Annotated in this window: 17 protein-coding genes; 5 read left to right on the top strand and 12 right to left on the bottom strand. The window is 70.6% G+C overall.

Annotated features, from left to right (window positions below; genetic code table 11):
- Positions 1–133: 133 nt before the first annotated feature.
- The 6 genes from ispG to ABZU46_RS11180 all read right to left on the bottom strand — a co-directional run bounded on the left by ispG (position 134) and on the right by ABZU46_RS11180 (position 5,753).
- Positions 134–1,306 carry a flavodoxin-dependent (E)-4-hydroxy-3-methylbut-2-enyl-diphosphate synthase gene (gene ispG / locus ABZU46_RS11155; RefSeq protein WP_354856334.1) on the bottom strand — a complete coding sequence of 391 codons (1,173 nt, stop codon included), beginning with the start codon at positions 1,304–1,306 and terminating at the stop codon, positions 134–136.
- 9 nt (positions 1,307–1,315) lie between these two features.
- Positions 1,316–2,566 carry a site-2 protease family protein gene (locus ABZU46_RS11160; RefSeq protein WP_354856336.1) on the bottom strand — a complete coding sequence of 417 codons (1,251 nt, stop codon included), beginning with the start codon at positions 2,564–2,566 and terminating at the stop codon, positions 1,316–1,318.
- Complete coding sequence (gene dxr / locus ABZU46_RS11165; protein WP_354856338.1) at positions 2,566–3,777, bottom strand: 1-deoxy-D-xylulose-5-phosphate reductoisomerase; 1,212 nt, start codon at positions 3,775–3,777, stop codon at positions 2,566–2,568. Before dxr ends, ABZU46_RS11160 begins: the two co-directional genes overlap by 1 nt.
- Positions 3,778–3,923: 146 nt before the next feature.
- Positions 3,924–4,565 (bottom strand): Uma2 family endonuclease, encoded by a 642-nt coding sequence (locus ABZU46_RS11170; RefSeq protein WP_354856339.1) that lies wholly within the window; start codon positions 4,563–4,565, stop codon positions 3,924–3,926.
- A 190-nt stretch (positions 4,566–4,755) separates the two neighbouring features.
- Positions 4,756–4,956, bottom strand: a complete 201-nt coding sequence (locus ABZU46_RS11175) for a DUF397 domain-containing protein (RefSeq protein WP_354856341.1) — start codon at positions 4,954–4,956, stop codon at positions 4,756–4,758.
- Complete coding sequence (locus tag ABZU46_RS11180; protein WP_354856343.1) at positions 4,947–5,753, bottom strand: helix-turn-helix transcriptional regulator; 807 nt, start codon at positions 5,751–5,753, stop codon at positions 4,947–4,949. The genes ABZU46_RS11175 and ABZU46_RS11180 overlap by 10 nt, the downstream gene beginning before the upstream one ends.
- A gap of 209 nt (positions 5,754–5,962) precedes the next feature.
- Between ABZU46_RS11180 and ABZU46_RS11185 the strand changes: the two genes are divergently transcribed.
- Both ABZU46_RS11185 and ABZU46_RS11190 read left to right on the top strand, forming a co-directional pair.
- Positions 5,963–6,313: a hypothetical protein gene (locus ABZU46_RS11185; protein WP_354856344.1), complete on the top strand. Its 351-nt coding sequence runs from the start codon at positions 5,963–5,965 to the stop codon at positions 6,311–6,313.
- A 115-nt stretch (positions 6,314–6,428) separates the two neighbouring features.
- A complete protein-coding gene (locus tag ABZU46_RS11190; RefSeq protein ID WP_354856345.1) occupies positions 6,429–6,872 on the top strand; it encodes a hypothetical protein in 444 nt (147 codons plus the stop codon).
- 137 nt (positions 6,873–7,009) lie between these two features.
- On the opposite strand, the gene ABZU46_RS11195 is transcribed toward ABZU46_RS11190, so the two are convergent.
- Together ABZU46_RS11195 and ABZU46_RS11200 are read right to left on the bottom strand one after the other, a co-directional pair.
- Positions 7,010–10,972 (bottom strand): CARDB domain-containing protein, encoded by a 3,963-nt coding sequence (locus ABZU46_RS11195; RefSeq protein WP_354856346.1) that lies wholly within the window; start codon positions 10,970–10,972, stop codon positions 7,010–7,012.
- A gap of 299 nt (positions 10,973–11,271) precedes the next feature.
- Positions 11,272–11,823: a GNAT family N-acetyltransferase gene (locus tag ABZU46_RS11200; RefSeq protein ID WP_354856347.1), complete on the bottom strand. Its 552-nt coding sequence runs from the start codon at positions 11,821–11,823 to the stop codon at positions 11,272–11,274.
- A 51-nt stretch (positions 11,824–11,874) separates the two neighbouring features.
- On the opposite strand from ABZU46_RS11200, the gene ABZU46_RS11205 reads away from it, so the two are divergent.
- Both ABZU46_RS11205 and ABZU46_RS11210 read left to right on the top strand, forming a co-directional pair.
- Positions 11,875–12,723 carry a YhjD/YihY/BrkB family envelope integrity protein gene (locus ABZU46_RS11205; RefSeq protein ID WP_354856349.1) on the top strand — a complete coding sequence of 283 codons (849 nt, stop codon included), beginning with the start codon at positions 11,875–11,877 and terminating at the stop codon, positions 12,721–12,723.
- Positions 12,724–12,756: 33 nt separating this feature from the next.
- Positions 12,757–14,352 (top strand): NAD(P)/FAD-dependent oxidoreductase, encoded by a 1,596-nt coding sequence (locus tag ABZU46_RS11210; RefSeq protein WP_354856351.1) that lies wholly within the window; start codon positions 12,757–12,759, stop codon positions 14,350–14,352.
- On the opposite strand, the gene ABZU46_RS11215 is transcribed toward ABZU46_RS11210, so the two are convergent.
- Both ABZU46_RS11215 and ABZU46_RS11220 read right to left on the bottom strand, forming a co-directional pair.
- Positions 14,341–15,039 carry a TMEM175 family protein gene (locus ABZU46_RS11215; protein ID WP_354856352.1) on the bottom strand — a complete coding sequence of 233 codons (699 nt, stop codon included), beginning with the start codon at positions 15,037–15,039 and terminating at the stop codon, positions 14,341–14,343. The two genes, ABZU46_RS11210 and ABZU46_RS11215, sit on opposite strands and share 12 nt — an antisense overlap.
- Positions 15,040–15,166: 127 nt before the next feature.
- On the bottom strand, positions 15,167–16,756 hold the full coding sequence (locus tag ABZU46_RS11220) for a Rieske 2Fe-2S domain-containing protein (protein ID WP_354856354.1): 1,590 nt from the start codon (positions 16,754–16,756) through the stop codon (positions 15,167–15,169).
- A 198-nt stretch (positions 16,757–16,954) separates the two neighbouring features.
- Between ABZU46_RS11220 and ABZU46_RS11225 the strand changes: the two genes are divergently transcribed.
- The gene (locus ABZU46_RS11225) at positions 16,955–17,179 is read left to right on the top strand and encodes a DUF2631 domain-containing protein (protein WP_007456591.1); all 225 of its coding nucleotides are present in this window, start codon (positions 16,955–16,957) and stop codon (positions 17,177–17,179) included.
- Between the two features lie 79 nt (positions 17,180–17,258).
- Here ABZU46_RS11225 and ABZU46_RS11230 read toward each other — a convergent pair whose 3' ends face one another.
- The gene (locus ABZU46_RS11230; RefSeq protein WP_354856356.1) at positions 17,259–18,443 is read right to left on the bottom strand and encodes a DivIVA domain-containing protein; all 1,185 of its coding nucleotides are present in this window, start codon (positions 18,441–18,443) and stop codon (positions 17,259–17,261) included.
- A gap of 31 nt (positions 18,444–18,474) precedes the next feature.
- On the bottom strand, positions 18,475–19,632 hold the full coding sequence (rlmN, locus tag ABZU46_RS11235; RefSeq protein ID WP_354856357.1) for a 23S rRNA (adenine(2503)-C(2))-methyltransferase RlmN: 1,158 nt from the start codon (positions 19,630–19,632) through the stop codon (positions 18,475–18,477).
- Between the last annotated feature and the right edge of the window lie 12 nt (positions 19,633–19,644).

The following is a 19,644-nucleotide window of genomic DNA, read 5'->3' on the forward strand; positions in this document are numbered from 1 at the left end:
ATGGCGCACTCGCCGCCGTGCTAAAACTTGTCGGGCTCCACCGCGTAACCGTTCTGACCCCCGACCGCCACGGATGCCGAAGAGCGGCCGCCTCCCCTCGGGGAGGCGGCCGCTCTTCGGCAGGCAGCAGAGATCAGTGCACGGTGACGGTCGGGCCGGTGACCAGCCCGCGCAGCTCCTCGGGAAGCTCGGCGCCCATCTCGTCGGCGATGCGCAGCGCCTCCTCGATCAGCGTCTCCACGATCTGCGCCTCGGGCACCGTCTTGACGACCTGGCCCTTGACGAAGATCTGGCCCTTGCCGTTGCCGGAGGCGACGCCGAGGTCGGCCTCGCGGGCCTCGCCCGGGCCGTTCACGACGCAGCCCATCACGGCGACCCGCAGCGGCACCGGCAGCCCCTCCAGGCCGGCGGTGACCTCCTCGGCGAGCTTGTAGACATCCACCTGGGCCCGCCCGCAGGACGGGCAGGAGACGATCTCCAGACCGCGCTCGCGCAGGCCCAGCGACTCCAGGATCTGGTTGCCGACCTTGATCTCCTCGACCGGCGGGGCGGACAGCGACACCCGGATCGTGTCGCCGATCCCCTCGGCGAGCAGCGCACCGAACGCCACCGCCGACTTGATGGTGCCCTGGAAGGCCGGCCCGGCCTCGGTGACGCCGAGGTGCAGCGGGTAGTCGCACTGCTCGGCGAGCTGCCGGTACGCGCGGATCATCACGACCGGGTCGTTGTGCTTGACCGAGATCTTGATGTCGCGGAAGCCGTGCTCCTCGAACAGCGAGCACTCCCACAGCGCCGACTCGACGAGCGCCTCGGCGGTGGCCTTGCCGTACTTGGTCAGCAGGCGCTTGTCCAGCGAGCCCGCGTTGACGCCGATCCGGATCGGCACCCCCGCATCCCCCGCGGCACGAGCGATCTCCTTGACCTTGTCGTCGAACTGGCGGATGTTGCCCGGGTTGACCCGGACCGCCGCGCAGCCCGCGTCGATCGCGGCGAAGACGTACTTGGGCTGGAAGTGGATGTCGGCGATCACCGGGATCTGCGACTTCTTGGCGATCGCGGGCAGCGCCTCGACGTCGTCCTGGGACGGCACCGCCACCCGGACGATCTGGCAGCCGGACGCGGTCAGCTCGGCGATCTGCTGCAGGGTCGCGTTGACGTCGGAGGTGAGGGTCGTGGTCATCGACTGCACGGACACCGGCGCACCGCCGCCGACGGGCACCGAACCGACCATGATCTGGCGGCTGGCCCGGCGGGGAGCGAGCGGCGGGGGCGGCACGGCGGGCATACCGAGACTGATAGCGGTCACTTCAGGCACTCACCTTGAGAAGAGCGTGATGGGGTTGACCACGTCCGCGGCGATGGTGAGCAGCGTGAACGCGCCACCGATCAGGATCACCGCGTACGTGAAGGGCATCAGTTTGAGGTAGTCGACCCGGCCCGGGTCGGCCCGGCCGATCCGCGCGTAGACCCAGGAGCGGGCCCGTTCGAACCAGGCGATGGCGATGTGGCCGCCGTCCACCGGGAGAAGCGGCAGCAGGTTGAACACCCCGATGAAGAAGTTCAGCGACACGAAGAGCATGAAGAAGACCAGCCAGGCGTTGTTCTGCACGGCCTCCCCGCCGAGCCGGCTGGCGCCGACCACGCTGATCGGGGTGTCCACGTCCCGCTCGCCACCGGTGAGGGCGGTCCACAGGGCGGGGACCTTCTGCGGGATGCGCTGCAACGCCTGCGCGGTGCCGACGGCGAGTTGGCCGGTGAAGTCGGCGGTGGCCCCGAAGGCGCCGACCGGCCCGTACGTCACGCGGGTGGGGGTGCTGGGCACGAGGCCGACGCCGAGCGCGGCCACCGGCGCGGCGGCGCCCTTCGGGTCGTCCAGGGGCGGACGCTGGGTCTGCGCGAGCACCGTGCTGGTGCTGCCCGCCTGCCCGTCGCGGACGTACTCGATCCGCGTGGTGTCGCCCGGCTTGAGACTGCGCAGCGTGGTCAGCAGGTCGCCGTAGTTGCTGATCGGGGTGCCGTTGATCGAGGTGATCCGGTCGCCGTCGCGCAGTTGGGCCTGAGCGGCCGGGCTGGCCGCGTCAGCGGGGGTGCACTCCCGCAGCGTGTTCTCCGGCACCACGCAGGGGCTGAGCTGGATGACCGCCGGCTCCTTGCGGGCCTGCGCGTCCGTGGTGGGGAAGTCCGGGTTGGGCAGGCCGGCGGAGACGGCGAGGATCCAGATGGTGATCAGCGCGAGCGCGAAGTGCGTGATCGACCCGGCGGCCATCACGATGGTGCGCTTCCACACCGGGTAGCGCCACATCACCCGCGACTCGTCGCCCGGCTCGACGTCGTCGTCCTGCGGCGTCATCCCGACGATCTTGCAGAAACCGCCGAGGGGAATGCCCTTGAGGCCGTACTCGGTCTCGCCCCGTCGGAACGACCAGATGGTGGGACCGAAGCCGACGAAGTACTTGGTGACCTTCATCCCGAACATCTTGGCGGTGAGCAGGTGCCCCGCCTCGTGCAGACTCACCGAGATGAGGATGGCCAGGGCGAAGAGGACCACCCCGAGCAGGTACGACATCAAGCTCCTTCCACCGAACCCGCGATGATCTCCTGCGCGTGCGCGCGCGCCCACGACTCGGCCGCGAGCACGTCCTCGACGGTACCTGGTTCGGCGAAGTCCGGAGCGTCCTCCAACACGCGTTCGAGGGTGTCGACGATGCCGAGGAACGGCAGTCGGCCCGCCACGAACGCCGCCACGCACTCCTCGTTGGCCGCGTTGTAGATCGCCGGGCGGCAGCGCCCGGCCTCCCCGGCGGCCTTGGCCAGGGCCACGGCCGGGAACGCCTCGTCGTCGAGCGGCGCGAACTCCCAGGTGTGCGCGGCCGTCCAGTCGACGGCGGCGGCGGCCTCGGGCACCCGGTGCGGCCAGCCGATGCCCAGCGCGATCGGCAGCCGCATGTCCGGTGGGCTGGCCTGGGCGATCGTCGACCCGTCGGTGAACTCGACCATCGAGTGGATCACCGACTGCGGGTGCACCATCACGGTGATGTCGGCGTACGGCACGTCGAACAACTCGTGCGCCTCGATCACCTCAAGGGCCTTGTTGACCATGGTGGCCGAGTTGATCGTGACGACCGGCCCCATGTTCCAGGTCGGGTGCGCGAGCGCCTGCTCGGGTGTGACCTGCGTCAACTCGTCGCGCCGCCGACCCCGGAACGGGCCACCGCTGGCCGTGACGATCAGCCGCCGCACCTCGCCGCGCGACCCGGACCGCAGGCACTGGGCCAGCGCCGAGTGCTCCGAGTCGACAGGCACGATCTGCCCCGGCCGCGTCACCGCGGCCTTGACCAGCGGGCCGCCGGCCACGAGCGACTCCTTGTTGGCCAACGCGAGAGTACGACCACCGCGCAGAGCGGCCAGCGTAGGAGCGAGGCCCAGCGAGCCGACCACGCCGTTGAGCACGACGTCGCACGGCCACTGCGCCAACTCGGTCATGGCGTCCGGCCCGGCGACAATCTTGGGAAGTTTGAAGTCGCCGGTGGCCCAGCCCCGGCGGCTCGCCTCCGCGTAGAACGCGAGTTGCAGGTCCTGCGCCGCGGATGCCTTGGCCACCCCGACCGCCTCGACGCCCAGTTCGAGGGCCTGCGCGGCGAGCAACTCGACGTTGCCACCGCCGGCGCCGAGCGCCACCACCCGGAACCGGTCCGGGTTGCGCCGGACGATGTCGATGGCCTGCGTGCCGATCGAACCGGTGGACCCGAGCAGAACAAGGTCGCGGGGGGAAGTCACGAGGCCATTCTCCCCCACCGCCGCTGCACGCCCGCTGGGAGCCTCAGCCGCCGCCGCGCGGCGCTCGCGGCATGATCAACTCCAGATCGCCGATGTCGGGCTATCCGCAGCTCTCGGATACCCCGACATCGCCGAAACCGTGTCGATCAAGCGGTGCCGGACTCTTCTGGGACCGCCTCCTCGTCCAGCAGTTCGGCCGGATCGATGGAGAACTCGAAGGGCTCGCGCATCGCGAAGGTGCTGCCCGCTGCTGCGGCGGCCACCGGCCGGTACTCCCCGTTGACCAGCTCGAACAGAGCCAGTGTCGGTACCCGATTGCGCAGGTCCACCCGGAGGAAGAACGGAACTCCGGCAGCCGCGTACTCCCGGGGCCGGTCGATCACGTCCTTGCGTCGGTTGCCCGGCGAAACGATCTCCCCGAGTAGTACCGCCTCGACGATGGGAACCGTCGTGCGGCCACCCCCGGAGCTGGGCAGCACAACGATGTCTGGAATGAAGAGATCATCCCCGGAGAGGACGTTGATCTCCGGATAGACCCAGAAGCCGGCCTTTCGCGCAGCACGGTGCAGCACGTAGGGCAGTTCCCTCTCGACCGACTGGTGGTCGATTCCCGCGTGTGGTGTCACGATCACGCTTCCGCTCAGGACCTCAACCTTGGGGCCGTTGGTCTCCGGCAACAGGTCGAGGGCGAGCTGCGCGGTCCACGGCTCGTCATGCCACCGCAGCACGTCGAACGACGGCTCGGTGTGCTGCGGCGCCGGCTCCGGCGCGAACGCTGCCTCGGCCATCCGGGCTCACCCCCTCAGCGGACCATCATGCTCAGGTCAGCCTAGCCACCGCAGCCCCCGCAGCACGTCATCGCACACCGAGTCCGCCGCCGCTCGATCCGCAGCATCCCGCACGGCACGAATAGATCTTGGACAGTTTCCGTTAGGTCCGAACGGAAACTGTCCAAGATCTGCGGCTGACAGGGCGCGGTCATCGCGAGGGTTGGCTGACCACCGTGAACTCGATGAAGGCGGCCCAGGCCGAGGGGGTGAAGGTCAGCACCGGCCCGTGCCGGTCCGTGCTGTCGCGTACGCCGACCAGGTGCGACAGATTGGTGGCCACCTCCACACAGGTGGAGCCCCCGTTGTCGCTGCGGGTGGACGTGCGCCACACCGCACCGGTCAGGTCCATGACTTCGCCAGCTCCCGCACGAGATCCCGTGAGGCCCGCCGGGGCAACGCCTCGCCCCGCAGGCTCTCCCACCTGCGCTGAAGGTTATCAACGTCCTCCGGGCGATCGGTCACGTGCGCGCGCACCGCGGTGTCGAGGTGCGCGACCTCACCGCTGTCCGGTGTCCGGGCCAGGATGAACGGACCCGCCAACCCGGCATGCATGCCCGCCCCGGCCGGCACGACGTAGAGGTCCACGTGCGGCTGCTCGGTGATCTGGAGCAGGTGCTCGAACTGCGCCACCATCACGGCCGGTGCGCCGATCCCCCGCCGCAGCACCGCCTCGTCGACGACGGCCACGAACTCCGGCGGGTGCTCCCGGCTCAGCACCGACTGCCGGTCCAACCGTGAGCCCACCCGTTGCTCGACCTCCGGCTCCCGCAGCATCCTCCCGCCGCGCAGCACCGCCCGGGCGTACGCCTCGGTCTGCAGGAGGCCGGGGATCAACGACGGCTCGAACCAGCGGATCATGGTCGCATCCCGTTCGACGGTGATCCACTCACGCAACCACGGCGGGGCGGCGTCGGCCCGGACCAGGGTGAGCAGTCGCTCGAACAGCCCACCGGCCTCCAATATCCCGTCGACCCGGGCGATGAAGTCCTGCGAGGGGGTGCGGTGACCGATCTCCACCATCCCCACCAGCGACGACGAGTAGCTGATGCGCTGCGCCAGCTCCTCCTGGCTCAGCCCACGCTCCCGGCGAGCCCGTCGCAGCTCCGCCCCGAGAAACTCCAGCGTCGACACCGGGCCGCTGTCCATCACACCTCCACCACATCTCGCCCACCAGTCACCACCAGCCATCACCGCGTCTCGGCGGATCGGCACACCCGGCGCTGAGGGCGCTCGCCACCTTCCGACGGTAGTCGCGTCCACACCAGAGTGTGAACAGGCACGAGGAAGGTGGACGTGATGGGCAAGCAGGTCGGGTTGGTGCCAATGACACCGAGGCATCGGCGCAACTGGGCACGGTGGGGTCGGTACTGCACCTGCGGGCTGCGCTGGCCCTGTCCGGACCGGCAGCGTCGTGCGGCCCGGCCGCTGTGGCCCTGCCGGTGGACGCGGTGACCGCGCCACGGTGGATCGTCCACCTACCGACCACCCTGACCAGTCTCGACGACGCCACCGCCCTGGCCGTGGCACTGTGCGACTCGCTCGGTCACCTCGCCGTCGTCGACTTCGGGGAGACGACGCTCAGCGAGGAGGACGCGCAGTTCCTGCGTACCCGAGTGTTCTGTGACGCCCGGCTCGGCGGCGCAGGCCGGTGCCGGCGTCCCGACGCCCACGACGGCCCCTGCGGGCCGGCCCGAAACCGCGGGTGACCCGACGCCGACCCTGGCCGACCGTCATGATCATGCGTCTGATCGACGGATGGCCCGGGGGTGTCCTGCTCCGCGAGCATCAGCGGCGATCACGGTCAAACACGGAGGGGACCACATGAACCAGAAGCTTCAGGCGCGCGCGTTCGAGCGGGTGGCGTCGATCCTGCAACCCGGGGAACAGCCGGTCAGCGCGACCCGGGCGATGGTCGGCAGTTTCTCGGCCGGCCGACTCGGGACGGTCGTCTCGCAGGGACTGATCACCGCGGGCGCCGGGGCGGTGGGCCACGCGCTGTCACGGACCAAGAAGCAGTTCGTCGTCCTCACCGACCGGCGGCTGATCTTTCTGCCGCAGACCTTCCTCGGCGGGCCCGGCACCGGTGTGCTCGGCGAGGTGCCTCGGGAGCAGGTCGCACTCGCCGAGGCGAAGATGGGCATCGTGAGCCTGCTGCGCCTCGCCTTCGGCGCCGGCGGGGACGGCGTCACGCTGACGTTCCCCCGGGTGGACAAGAAGAACGCCGAGGCCCTCGCCGCGGCCCTGGCGCCGGTGCCGACCGCCTGACCAGGCCGCGCTGATCGACTCGGGTTCACGGAAGTCGGGGTGTCCGCGGGCCGCGGACACCCCGATTTCGGTGAAAGCGTGTTGATCAGGCGATGGGTGGAACGGTCGGGGACCGGCGCAGCGGCCCCCGACCGGGACTAGCCCCCGTTGATGACGAACTGTGAGCCCGGCTCGACGACGATGTTGCCGTCGGCCGAGTTGGTGATGGTCACGTTGGTCAGGTTGGCGTTGCCGCGCGCCCCGCCCATCGCGAGGATGCCGGCGCCGTTGTTGGATTTGTCGATCCGTACGTTGGTGATGGCGACGTTCGGCATGTTGCCGCCGCCGTTCTTGAACTGGATGCCGTCGTACGTCGAGTCGATGACGTCGGTGTCGCGGATGGTGACCCCGACGATGTCCCGGGTTGCCGGGAAGAGCGTGATGGCGCCGAACTCCTGGTCCTCGTTCCAGAACGCGCCGCCGGTGCGGTAGAGCCCGTTGTTGGCGATCAGCGTCGTTCCGGAGAAGGGCAGCGGGTCGTGGTCGGTCGCCAGCATGATGCCCGGGTAGTTCGCGGTGTCGTAGATCAGGTTGTTCTCGATCGAGTTGTCGTAGCCGCCGTAGATGGCGATGCCGTTGGCCCGCCAGGGCAGCTGGACGGTGTTGTTGACGAAGTGGTTGTCGTGGGCGATGTCGACGCTGCGGTCCTTGACGTACGGGTTGGCCCAGACGGCGAGCGCGTCGTCGCCGGTGGTGCGGAAGGACGAGTTGAACACCCGCGAGTTGCGCGTGCCGTTGCTGAAGTTGATGCCGTCGGCGTACGTGTCGCGGATCCGCATGCCGGTGAACTCCAGCCCGTCGGCCGGGCCCCACAGCTCAGGGATGTTGTCGTAGTCGCGGCCCACCCAGACACCCACGTTGGCGTGCTCGATCCAGACGTTGCTGATTTTGGTGCCGGTGCCGAAGCGACCGTTCAGACCGACGCCGCCCTCGGCGTTGCCGTCACCGCCACGGATCCGGCCCGAGCCGAAGATGGCGATGTCGGAGATCTGGGTGTTCTTGTCGATGTCGAAGCCGAAGTTGCCCTCGTGCGGGTGGTTGATGCCGCCCACCACGTTCTGCGGTTCGGTCAGCGTGTAGAGCTGCGAGTGCCACATGCCGGCGCCCCGGATCGTGACGTTGCTGATGCCGACCTGGTTGTACATGCCCCGGTTCTGCGGGTCGTCGGTCAGGATCTTCTGCTCCTGCCGCCACTGCCCGGCGGGGATCCAGACGCAGCCGATGACACCGTTCTGGTCGTCGGTCACGGCCCGCTGGATGGCGGCGGTGTCGTCGAGCCCGTCGTTCGGAACCGCGCCGTACGCGGTGATCGAGGTGCAGCCGGCGGGCTGGCTGGCCGGCGGGGCGACCTGCTCCAGGTCGATCATGTCGATGACGTAGAAGGAGGCGGTGTCACCCGAGTCGCGTTGCAACTTGAACCGAGTGCCGGCCGGGTACGACTGCGCCAGCAGGGCGTTCGACTCGTCGAAGAGCCGTCGGGCGTCGGCCTGCGGGGTGTTGGTCAGCGCCTCCGGCCCGTCGGTGTTGCCGTAGAGCCAGCTGTGCTTCGACGACAACGTCAGCTTCCGGGAGAACACGTCGTTGACGTAGAGGCTGATGGTCGCCTCGATGCCCCCTCCACCGGGCGCGTCCGGGATCGAGTTGCGCACCACGATGGAGTTGGCCTGGTTGGCCGAGGTGAACTCGACGAACTGGCCGGTGCTGGTGAGCCGTACCGACTTGCGGCCGGAGGACTCGCTGGCGAAGTTGGTGTGCCCGAAGGTGCGCAGCGGGTCGGTCTCCAGCAGCGTGCCCTGGTAACGGCCGGCCTCGGCCTCGTAGGAGACGTACGGAACGGCGGCCCCGCGACCGACCACTATCGACTGGCTGAACGCGTTGTTGCTCTCGTTGGTCTCGGTCACCACGTTTGTCGCATCAGCGGTGGCGGTGATGGTGGCACCGCCGCTGGTGGCGGTCCAGCTGCCGGTGACGGCCACGGTGACCGTCGCGCCAGCCGCGATCGAGGCGGTGCTGGTGTTGAGCGTGGTGCTCCCCACCACCAGCCGGGTGACGGTGGTCGCGCCGGTCGCGGTGGTGCCCCGGTTGCGGACCGCCACGGTGAAGGTGACGGACGCTCCGACGGCCGGGTTCGGCGGGTTCGAGGCGATGCTGAGCACCTGGAGGTCGGGCCCCGGTGCCTGCGCGACCACCAGCGGCGACGCCGCCGTGAGGCTGTTGTTGCCGTTGTTCTGCTCGACGATCGTGTTCGTCGGGTCGACCACCGCCGAGACGGCGTAGCTGCCCATCGGCCGCGTACCGGCGTTGAACGACACGGTGGTCGAGCCGCCCGCGGCGAGCGCGCCCACCGTGGCGCTGCCGACGACCGCGCCGGCCAGGCTGAAGTTGACAGTGGTCGCGCCGGCGGCGGCCGACCCGATGTTCTGCACGACGGCCGAGAGGGTGACCGCGCTGGCCTCGGTGGGCGACGTGGGTGACCAGGTCACCGAGCTGACGACCAGGTCCGGGTTGGGCGCCGGGGTGCCGCACACCTCCAGCTCGGCCACCTGGCCGGACGGGGCGCCGGTGTTGCCGGTGAACCGCAACTGCACGTCCGCCGTGGTCGCGGTGACCGGGATGGTCACCACGTTGGCGCCCTGGACGAACTGGTAGGCCGCCGCCGACACCAAACTGGTGTACGCCGACGACGCCTGGTCGCGGCCGAGGACCTGGATGGTCTGGGTACGGGTGCCCCAGGCCGGGTCGGGGTTGAGCTTGACGGTGACGCCGGAGATCGAGTGGTTCGCGCCCAGCGCCACGGTCAGGTTCTGCGGGTAGCTCGCCGCGCCCTCCCAGTAGGTGCTGAGCTGCCCGTCGTTCGCCTTGTCCGGGGTGAAGCTGAAGGTGGAGCCGCTCGCGGTCATGCTCTTGCCCTGCGCCACGTTGGTGCAGGCGGGCGGGTTGCTGCCGGTCCGGGTCACGGTGTTGCTGGTGCCGGAGAGGTTGCCGGCGCCGTCGCGGGCACGGACGTAGTACGACACGGTCGCCGTCGCGGGCTGGGTGTCCTGATAGGTGAGGACGGTGCCCAGCGTCGCGATCAGGTTGCCGCCCCGGTAGACGTTGTAGCCGGCCAGGCCGCTGCCACCGGAATCGGTCGACGCGCCCCAGGTGAGCGTGATCGTGCTGCCCGACGTGCTCTGCGACAGCGTCCCCGGCACGCTCGGCGCGGTGGTGTCACCACTGCCGGTACGGGTGACCGTGTTGCTGTTGCCGGAGAGGTTGCCGGCGGCGTCGCGCGCCCGGACGTAGTACGACACCGTCGCCGTGGCCGGCTGGGTGTCGGTGAAGGTGGTCACGTTGCCGACGGACTGGAGGAACGCGCCGTTGCGGTAGATGTCGTAGCCGGCGATGCCGCTGCCGCCCGCGTTGTCGGTGGACGCGACCCAGTTGAGGGTGATGGTGGTGCCCGACTGGGTGTACGAGAGGTTGCCCGGGACGCTCGGCGCGGTGGTGTCCGGGGTGGTCGTGCCGCTGCCGTACACCTCCAGCTCGGAGAGCTGCCCAGCCGGCCAGCCGCTGTTGGCGGTGACGGTGATCCGCACATAGCGGGTGGAGGCCGAGCTGAAGTTGATCGTGACGGTGCTGCCGCTCGCCGGGTTGAAGGTGTACGTCTGCGACCCGACCAGGTCGGTGAACGACGAACCGGTGGCGCTGCCCTGCACGCTCAACGTCTGCGTACGGGTCGCCCAACCGGAGGTCGGCAGCTTCAGCACGACCTGGTTGACCGACTGCGACGAGCCGAGATCGACCTGCACCCACTGGGGAAACGAGTTGTTGAGGCTCTCCCAGTAGCTGCCCACGTTGCCGTCGACGACCTTCGACGAGTCGTAGACGTCGGCGTGGCCGCTCTCCTGGGTGGGACGACCCTGGGCGAGGTTGGTGGCGGCCGGGGCGAAGGCGCTGCTGGCCGGGGCGGCGGGGCGGGCGGCGCCGGCCGGGCTCGCGGTCGCGGTCGCCCCCGCCGTGGCCATCAGCGTGGCCGCGGCCATGGCCGCCACCATCCTGAACAGATTCGTTCGTCTCATCACTGTCCTTGTCGTGGGGGACGGTTGCCGCGGCGGCGTGACCACGGGGGTGGGGGTGCGGCGGTGCAGCGCCGGCCCGCAAGAGCGGGCCGGCGTCGAGAGAGACGGGGGTGGTACGGACGGCGCGGGGCACGACCAGCAACGGACCCCAGAGAGGCCCGTTGAATCTTCCGGATACGTGCTCGGAATCGTGCACGTCTTTGTCGAAATCTTGCGTTACTTTGGCCAAAGGTTACTGACGTGCTACGGGAGCGTCAACACTTCGACCACTGTGACTATTGATGGGCTTGCCTGCCCGGTCAGGTATCTGGTGCCGCCAGGACGAAGGTCTCCAACAGCTCTCCGCCGTACCAGTCGGTGCGCTGCCCCACGTGCGCCATGCCGAGTCGCCGGCAGACCGCCATCGACGGCTCGTTGCCCGGCGACACCACCGCGTAGATCTCCGGGGTGCCGGCGGCGAACTCCCGCGCCACGACGGCACGCGCCGCCTCGGTGGCGTAGCCGTGACCCCAGGAATCCGGGTGCAGGTGCCAACCCACCTCGATGTCTGACGTACGGCGCGTCTCGTCCCGCCCCGGGAGCGGCTTGAGCAGCACCGTGCCCGCCACCAGCCCGCTGTCGCGCACCTCGATCGCCCACGTGCCGTACCGGCCGCGGTCGGCCGCGTGCCGGTCCCGCCAGAGTCGCAACCGCTCGGCGGCCTGCGCCGGATCGGTCAGCGGCAGCCCGGGTGCCATGCCCAGCCAGCGGGTGATCTCGCTGCGGGAGTAGATGTCGTAGATGCGGGCCAGATCGGCCGGATCGTCGGTCCAATCGCGCAGGATGAGACGTTCGGTGGTGAGAACAGTCATGACCGGCGATCTTAAGGAGTGACCGCACCGAGGACAGGGAAGGACAACCCGGTGGGCAACGGATGGCAGCGCGCGAAGCGGATCACCAGTGCCGCGTTCCGTCCGGTGCGCGGGCGGGACCTGTCGCTGCACGCCGCCGCGATCACCTTCTACGGGGCGATCGCCGTGGTCCCGGTGGCGCTGCTGGCCCTCTGGCTCACCTCGCTGATCGCGGGAGCCGATCGGGTACGCCGGCTCACGTCGTACGCCGTGGAGGCCCTGCCGACGGCGATCGGCGCGCCCCGGGCGGTGGCCGCGCTGGTCGACGCCGGGGTGGAGTTGACCCCGGTGCTGGCCCTTGCGTCGCTGCTGCCCGCGTCGCTGTACGGCGAGGGGCTGCGCCGGGCGTTCGTGTCGGTGGCGGCTCCGCGCAGCGACGAGCACCTGGTCGGTTGGCGAGGTCGGCTGCTGCTGCTGCCGTTGCTCGCACCGGCGCCCGCGCTGCTGCTGTCGATCCTGCTGGCGCTCCCGCTCACCACCCACCTGGTCACCCAGGGCGGCTGGGTCGGCGCTCTGGGCGTGGTGCTGTCGTTCCTGGCGGTGTGGCTGGTGCTCACACCGGTGCTGGTGTGGGTGTTCCGGGTGGTGGGGCCAGCATCGCCGGACTGGCTCTCCACCCTCGTTGTCGGGTCGTTCACCGCGGCGAACCTCTCCGGGTTCCTGCACGGCTTCGTGCTCTTCGCGTCCCTGCCGCTGGATCTGGGAGCGCCGTTCGGCGGCTTCGACGAGATCGGCGCCGGCGTGGCCGTGCTCCTGTGGCTGTACCTGTTCCACGTGATCGTCCTGGCCGGCTATTCCGCCACGCTGGCCCTCTCCCGCTGGCGCGCCCAACGCACCCCTTCGCAACGCGGGGTGGGCTGACCCGGCGGGGTGGTGGGGCTAGGCTGCGGCGGCATGAGCAGTGAACTTCCCGGCCGGACCGACGTCGTGATCGTCGGTGCCGGGCACAACGGTCTGGTCTCCGCCATCCTGCTGGCCCGCGCCGGCCTGGACGTCCTGGTGCTGGAGGCGGCCGACGTGATCGGCGGCGCCACCCGCACCGAGAACCCGTTCCCGAAGGTGCCGGGGCTGCGCCACTCCACCGGGTCGTACCTGCTCGGGCTCATGCCGCCGGAGCTGCTCGCCACCCTCGACGTGCGGATCCCGGTGCTGCGCCGCGACCCGCACTACTTCCTGCCCACGCCCGGCGGCCTCGGCTCGCCGTACCTGCTCTTCGGCAGCGACACCGCCGCCACCCGGGCACAGCTCGCGGAGTTCTTCTCCCCCGCCGACGTGGCCGCCGACGACGCCATGCAGGCCGAGCTGGCCGCGCTGCGCGAGGACCTCGCCCCGGCCTGGCTGGCCGAGCCGCTGACCGCCGAGGAGACCGCCGAGCGGCACGTCCGCCCGGCGCTGCGGCAGGTCTTCGTCGACCTCGTCCGGGGCTCGGTCGCGGACTACCTGGCCCGGTTCGAGTTCCGCTCCGAACTGCTGGTCAGCATGTACGCGGTCACCGACGGGCTCTCCGGCCTCAACGCCGGCCCGGACGACCCCGGGACCGGCCACAACTTCCTCGTGCACAACATGTGCCGGCTGCCCGGCTCGGGCGGCACCTGGATGATCGCCGAGGGCGGGATGGGCACCGTCTCCCGCACGTTCGCCGACGCCGCGCGCGCCGCCGGAGCCACCATCGCGACCGGTACGCCGGTGCGCGCGGTGACCCTCGACGGCGGCGCGGCCAGCGGAGTCGTGCTGGCCGACGGTCGAGAGGTCGCCGCGAGGGTGGTGCTCGGCGCGTGTGACCCGTACCGGCTGATGGACCTGGTGCCCGACGGCGCGCTCCCGGCGCGACTCGGCGAACGGATGGCGGCGGTCCGCCGCCCCGGCACCACCCTCAAGCTCAACCTGGCGCTCACCGGCCTGCCGCAGTTCTCCTGCCTGCCGGCGGGTACGCCGAGCCCGTTCGGCTCGACCATCCACCTGCTGCCCGGGTCCGCGTCGCTGGTCGGCGGCGACGCCACCTCGCCGATGACCGCGCTGCGGGACATGTGGGCGGACGTGCAGGCCGGGCGGCTGCCGGCGGAGCCGACCATCGAGTGGTACCTGCACACCACAGTCGACCCGTCGCTCTCCGACGCCGCCGGGCACCACTCGTCGGCGCTGTTCGTCCAGTCGGTCCCCTACGAGCTGGCCGGCACCAGCTGGGACGCGGAGCTGCCCGGCTACGTCGACCGGCTCGTCGAGATCGTCGAGCGGTACGCGCCGGGCACCGCCGACCTGATCGCCGACGCGGTGCCGCTGCCCCCGCCGGGCATCGAGAAGCACTTCGGCATCACCGGCGGTCACATCCACCACGTCGACAACACCGTCTCGTTCACCGACCGCATGCCGTACGCCACCGGCATCGACGGCGTGTACGCGGGCAGCGCCGGCTGCCACCCGGCGGGCAGCGTCATCGGCGCCGCCGGCCACAACGCCGCCCGACGCATCCTCGCCGACCTAGGGCGCTGACCGGTCCCCGCTCGGTCCGGCGGACGGCCGGAGGTCACCCGGGCCGCCGATCAGGTAGTAGCCGACCAGCAGGAGGTACGCGCAGAGGCTCAGGATGGGGTCGATGAAGACGACGGCGAAGGCGACGAGGTAGAGCAGGGGCTTGAGCAGCACCCGACGTGCGATCGCCCGGGCCAGCCGGGGATCCAGGTCGGGGTTCAGCAGCCCGCGCCTGCGGGCCCACCACCAGCTCAGGTTGACGAAGATCGCCTCACCGAGCACGGTGCCGAGGTACAGGGCGGCGGTCAGTCGCTGCTCGGTCGCCCCACCCCGCAGGTTGTCCGACAGCAGGTCGGCGGTGAACGGGAGGGTGGCGATGAAGAGCAGGACGCCGAGGTTGAAGACCAGCAGCATCTGATCGACCCGGACCACGTACCGCCACAGGTTGTGGTGGGCGAGCCAGACCTGCCCGGCGAGCGCGAAGGTGATCACATACGCCAGGTAGGACGGCCAGGCGTGGGCCAGGGCGTCCGGAACCTCTCGTCCACTGTCCCTGGCGGGGCCGGTCTGGAGCAGCTCGACGGCCATCACCGTCAGGACGACCGCGAAGACGCCGTCGCTGAACGTCTCCACCCGGGCGGCGTCCCGGGCCTTCTCCCGGCCGCGTTCGTACCGGTACTCCTCCTCCTGCGCGTCCGCCCCCGCCACGCCTGCCCCGCTCCCGGTGGTGCGTCGCTCGCGCACCCCTCCCCGCGATCTTGCGCTTCCGGTCGCCGTTCCGGGGCGATTGCCGAACTTTGCTGCCGCCGGAAGTGCAAGATCGCGGGGACGGGGGTCAGCTCAGGGCTTCGCCCGCCGGGGCCGGGGTCTCCGCGTCGACGCGGTGGGCGCGGACCTTGTGGCCGACGCTGGTCAGGCAGCGGCCGCTGGGCAGGTCGAAGCGCCACCCGTGCAGCTGGCAGGTCAGCTGGTCACCCTCGACGATGCCGAACCGGGTCAGGTCCGCCTTCAGGTGCGGGCAGCGCCGCTGCACCACCCAGTCGCCCAGCGTGATGTCCTCGGCGTCGGTGCTGCGCTCGTGCTCGTCGTACCAACCCTCGGCGTACTGGAGGCGCTCCTCGGAGAGGCACTTGAAGAACGCGTAGACGAACTCGTTGTACTGGCCGATCCGGGCCGCCGAGAACCGGCAGGACAGGAAGAGCGAGTTGACCCAGTCCACCTCGTCGATGAAGAGCAGGTGCTCGATCAGCGACCGGTCGGTCCGGAAGCGGTAGCGGACCTTCTCGTCCGCGTACGGCCGGACCTCCTTGCCCGGGAAGTCCACCACGATGGATTCAATGGTCTCCCCGCCCGAGTCGTCGGTGCCCACCAGGTCGAAGCGGACCGGGCCGCCGACCCCCTTGGCCAGGTAGATCGATTCGTCGAGCAGCGGCTCGATGCGGCGCTTCATCTCGCCGAGCACGTCCACCTCGGGGTGCCGCCAGGACGCCTTCTCCGCCTCGATGATCGGGCGCTTGCGCTCGCGCATCTCCTCCAGGTGGGCGACCTTGTTCGCGAAGAACTCCTCCACCGGCACCGGGTGGGTGGTGCTCGCGCCCTCGGTGGTGACCTCGGCGACGCTGCCCGGCAGCAGCACGATGCCGTTGGTGCCGCCGACCTTCGCGTACTCGCTCAGGAAGACCGACTGGTCCGGGAAGATGTTGCCCTCGTCGCCGTGGATGTCGTTGAACTGCCACAGCGCGTCGTCGAGGAAGCACGGCGGGCCGGCGATCGGGAAGACGTGGTCGGCCTTCAGGTCGTCGATGTAGCGCCACGTCCGGTCGAACTGCCGGTCGCGCTTCTGCTTGCCGAACGCGGTCTTCGCCGCCTGCGGCAGCTCGTAGACCATCGGGTACCAGATCGCCCCGGAGAACTGGAGCAGGTGCGCGTGCACGTGCCCCAGCTCGGCGAAGACGCTCAGGTCGGTGGGGCGGGCGTCGTTCTGGTTGAGCAGCCGCACACCGTCGTACTCGACCCAGAGCGAGGAGTCGCCGATCGGGCCGTCGGTGGGGCTGGTCAGCGCCTGGATCATGATCTTCAGGCCGCCGTCCAGCTCCACGACCTGCTCGTTGGGCGCCTTGAGGAACTTCGTGAAGCCCAGCGCCCGGAACTCGTCCTCCATCTCCGAGGTGGGGAACTCGGGGAGCAGGACGGTGGCGTCCTTCGAGACGAAGTCCCGCAGGTGCTTCGCGTCGAAGTGGTCCCGGTGCAGGTGGGAGACGTACAGGTAGTCGACCTGGCCCAGCGTCTCCCAGTCGAGCAGGGAATTGTCCGGGAAGGGAAACCACGAGGCGAAGTAGGCCGGGTTGACCCACGGGTCGCACAGGATGCTGCCCGCGGCCGTGTCGATCCGCATGCTGGCGTGCCCGGTTCCGGTCACTCGCACCGCACAGTCCCCCTCAAACAGACAATCAGGTGTACGCCAAACGCTACCGGAGGGAGTCTGACCGCCACCCCGCGACGCCCGTAGTGCCGTCCGGCCTGGGCGGGCAGGGCCAGAAGGCGGGGAAACCCCCACCGCGCCGCCCCGTGCGGGAGGCGTGCCAGACTAACCAAAGATCCGATCGCGAGGGAAGGACCGACAGTGGCAGGAAGCGAGCCGGTAACGTCGCCGGACCAGCACAAGCCCGGGCACCGCAAGTCGGGGCGCATCGGCGCCGTGCTGTCCGCGCTGGCGCTGGTCGTCATGGCGTTCTGCGGCAACCACGAGGGCAGGGTCGAGGACATCTGGCTGGTCGGCCTGGCCGCGCTGCTGCTGGTCATCGTGATCGGCGACGCTGTGCTGCGGCGCAACGGTCTGCGTTCCTGACCTCGCCGGACAACCCGGTCGACGTACGAGGGCCCGCCCCCACCCGGGGGACGGGCCCTCGTTCGCGTACGTGTCGGGGTCAGCGCCCGAAGAGGATGTCCTGCACGTCCTTGAGCGCGGCGTCGACCTCGGCCTCGAAGTAGCCGCCGGGCACCAGGCCGAACCGGAGCGTGTCAAGATCCTTCGGGTCGACCGGCATCGGGTTGCGGCGCTGCATGCCGCCGAGCAGGGTCTCGAAGAACCGGTCCACCTGGTCCGGGTCGTACCCGCTGCCGAAACGGCGCACCTGGAAGCTGCGGCGGATCTGGTCGACCCGGTACAGGTCGCTTCCGGGCGGGCCGGCCATCGGCGGGCCACCCATCGGCGGCCCGGCCATCGGCGGGCCACCCATCGGCGGGCCGGCCACGGCGGGCGGACCCGCCATCGGCGGGCCACCGAGGCCCTGCTGCGGCATCGGGGGCGGGCCGGCCGGGCCACGGCGCATGTCGCGCAGCTCCCGTTCGGGCATCCGGATCTCGGCGGTCATGTCGGCGCGACCGTGCCGACCGGCCTCGAAGCCGTCGAAGCGGGGCTCCTCCGGCGGATAGCCGCCACCGGGCCCACGCTGGTCGTCGGGCGGGCCGTAGCCACCGGGCCCACGCTGGTCGTCGGGCGGACCGTAGCCGCCGGGCATGCGCTGCTCGTCCGGCGGACCGTAGGCCCCCGGACCGGCGGGCAGACCGCGCGGCGGGACGCCGTGGCCACCCATCGGACCACCAGGCCCCATCGGGCCGGGGCCGCCGGGGCCGCGCTGCGCGTCGTAGCCGCCGCGGGGGGCGTCGTACCCGCCGGCGAAGGCGCCGGTGGGCTCGTCGTACCGGCCGTAGCGGTCGGCCGGCGGACCGGCCTGCGCGGGCATCGGCCGGGGCGGCATCGGCTGCGGAACCATGCCCCCACGGTCGTCGCGCAGCGGCGGGCCCATCCGATCCGGAGGGCCCAACCGGTCACCCATCCGAGGGTCGCCGCCGCGCCCGGCGCTCGTGCGCTCCTCCAGCTCGGCCAGCTGTCGCTCGACCCGGTCCAGGTGCAGGTCGACCTGCCACTCGTCGTAGCCGTTGAACCGGACCCGGAAGACGACGTCGTGGACCTCCTGGGAGGCCACCGGCGCACCCACCTGCCGGCCGTCGAGCGTCGCCTCGACCCGGTCGAGGAAGGCATCCACCTCGTCGACCTTGTATCCCCGGCGGAGCGCCTTGCGCCGGAAACGCTGACCCTGACTCGCCACTATGTCTCCTGGTCTCGTTCGCCACGCCCGGTCACGCCGGTGCCTCTCCGGCGCGGTCGGTGAAGGTGTCGGTGTCCTCGGCGGCGGCGAGCTGGCCACACGCGCCGTCGATCTCGCGACCCCGGGTGTCCCGTACGGTGGTGGAGACTCCCGCGTCACGCAAGCGCCGGACGAACTCCCGCTCGACCGGCTTCGGGCTCGCGTCCCAGCGGCTGCCCGGCGTCGGATTGAGCGGGATGAGGTTCACATGCGCCAACTTGCCGGCCAACAGCCGCCCGAGCAGGTCAGCTCGCCACGGCTGGTCGTTCACGTCCTTGATCATTGCGTATTCGATGGACACGCGACGGCCCGTCCGGGCGGCGTAGTCCCACGCTGCGTCCAGCACCTCGGCTACCTTCCAGCGCTGGTTTACCGGCACGAGTTCGTCGCGCAGATCATCATCGGGCGCGTGCAGCGACAACGCAAGGGTCACAGAGAGGTCTTCGCTGGCCAGTCGGCGGATGGCCGGAACCAGGCCGACCGTGGAAACGGTGATGTGCCGCTGGGAGAGGCCCAGGCCCTCCGGAGCGGGGCTGACCAGCCGACGGATCGCCGCGATGACCCGGTTGTAGTTGGCCAGCGGCTCGCCCATGCCCATGAACACGACGTGCGACAGCCGCGGCGGTGAGCCGGCGACCGCGCCCGAGGCCGCCACCCCGGCCAGGTAGACCGCCTGGTCGACGATCTCCGCCGTGGACAGGTTGCGGGTCAACCCGGCCTGGCCGGTGGCGCAGAACGGGCAGGCCATACCGCAGCCCGCCTGGCTGGAGATGCAGACCGTGACGCGGTCCGGGTAGCCCATCAGCACGCTCTCCACCAGCGCGCCGTCGTGCAGCTTCCAGAGCGCCTTGCGGGTCGCGCCGTCGTCACAGGCCAGCTCGCGCACCGGATTGAGCAGCGTGGGCAGCAACTGGTCGGCCAGCCGCTCACGCGTCGCCGCCGGGAGATCGGTCATCGCCTGCGGGTCGCGAACCAGCCGCCCGAAGTAGTGGTTGGAGATCTGCTTGGCACGGAACGCGGGCTCACCCAACCCGGCGACCAGCGCCTGGCGGCCGGCCAGATCCAGGTCGGCGAGGTGCTGCGGCGGCATGGAGGCCCGGCGTGCGGCGGGGGCTTCCGAGATGGCGGGGATCAACGGCAGGCTCGTCATGGCTGGTCCAGT

The sequence above is a fragment of the Micromonospora sp. NPDC005197 genome (assembly GCF_040608295.1).
GTDB lineage: Bacteria > Actinomycetota > Actinomycetes > Mycobacteriales > Micromonosporaceae > Micromonospora.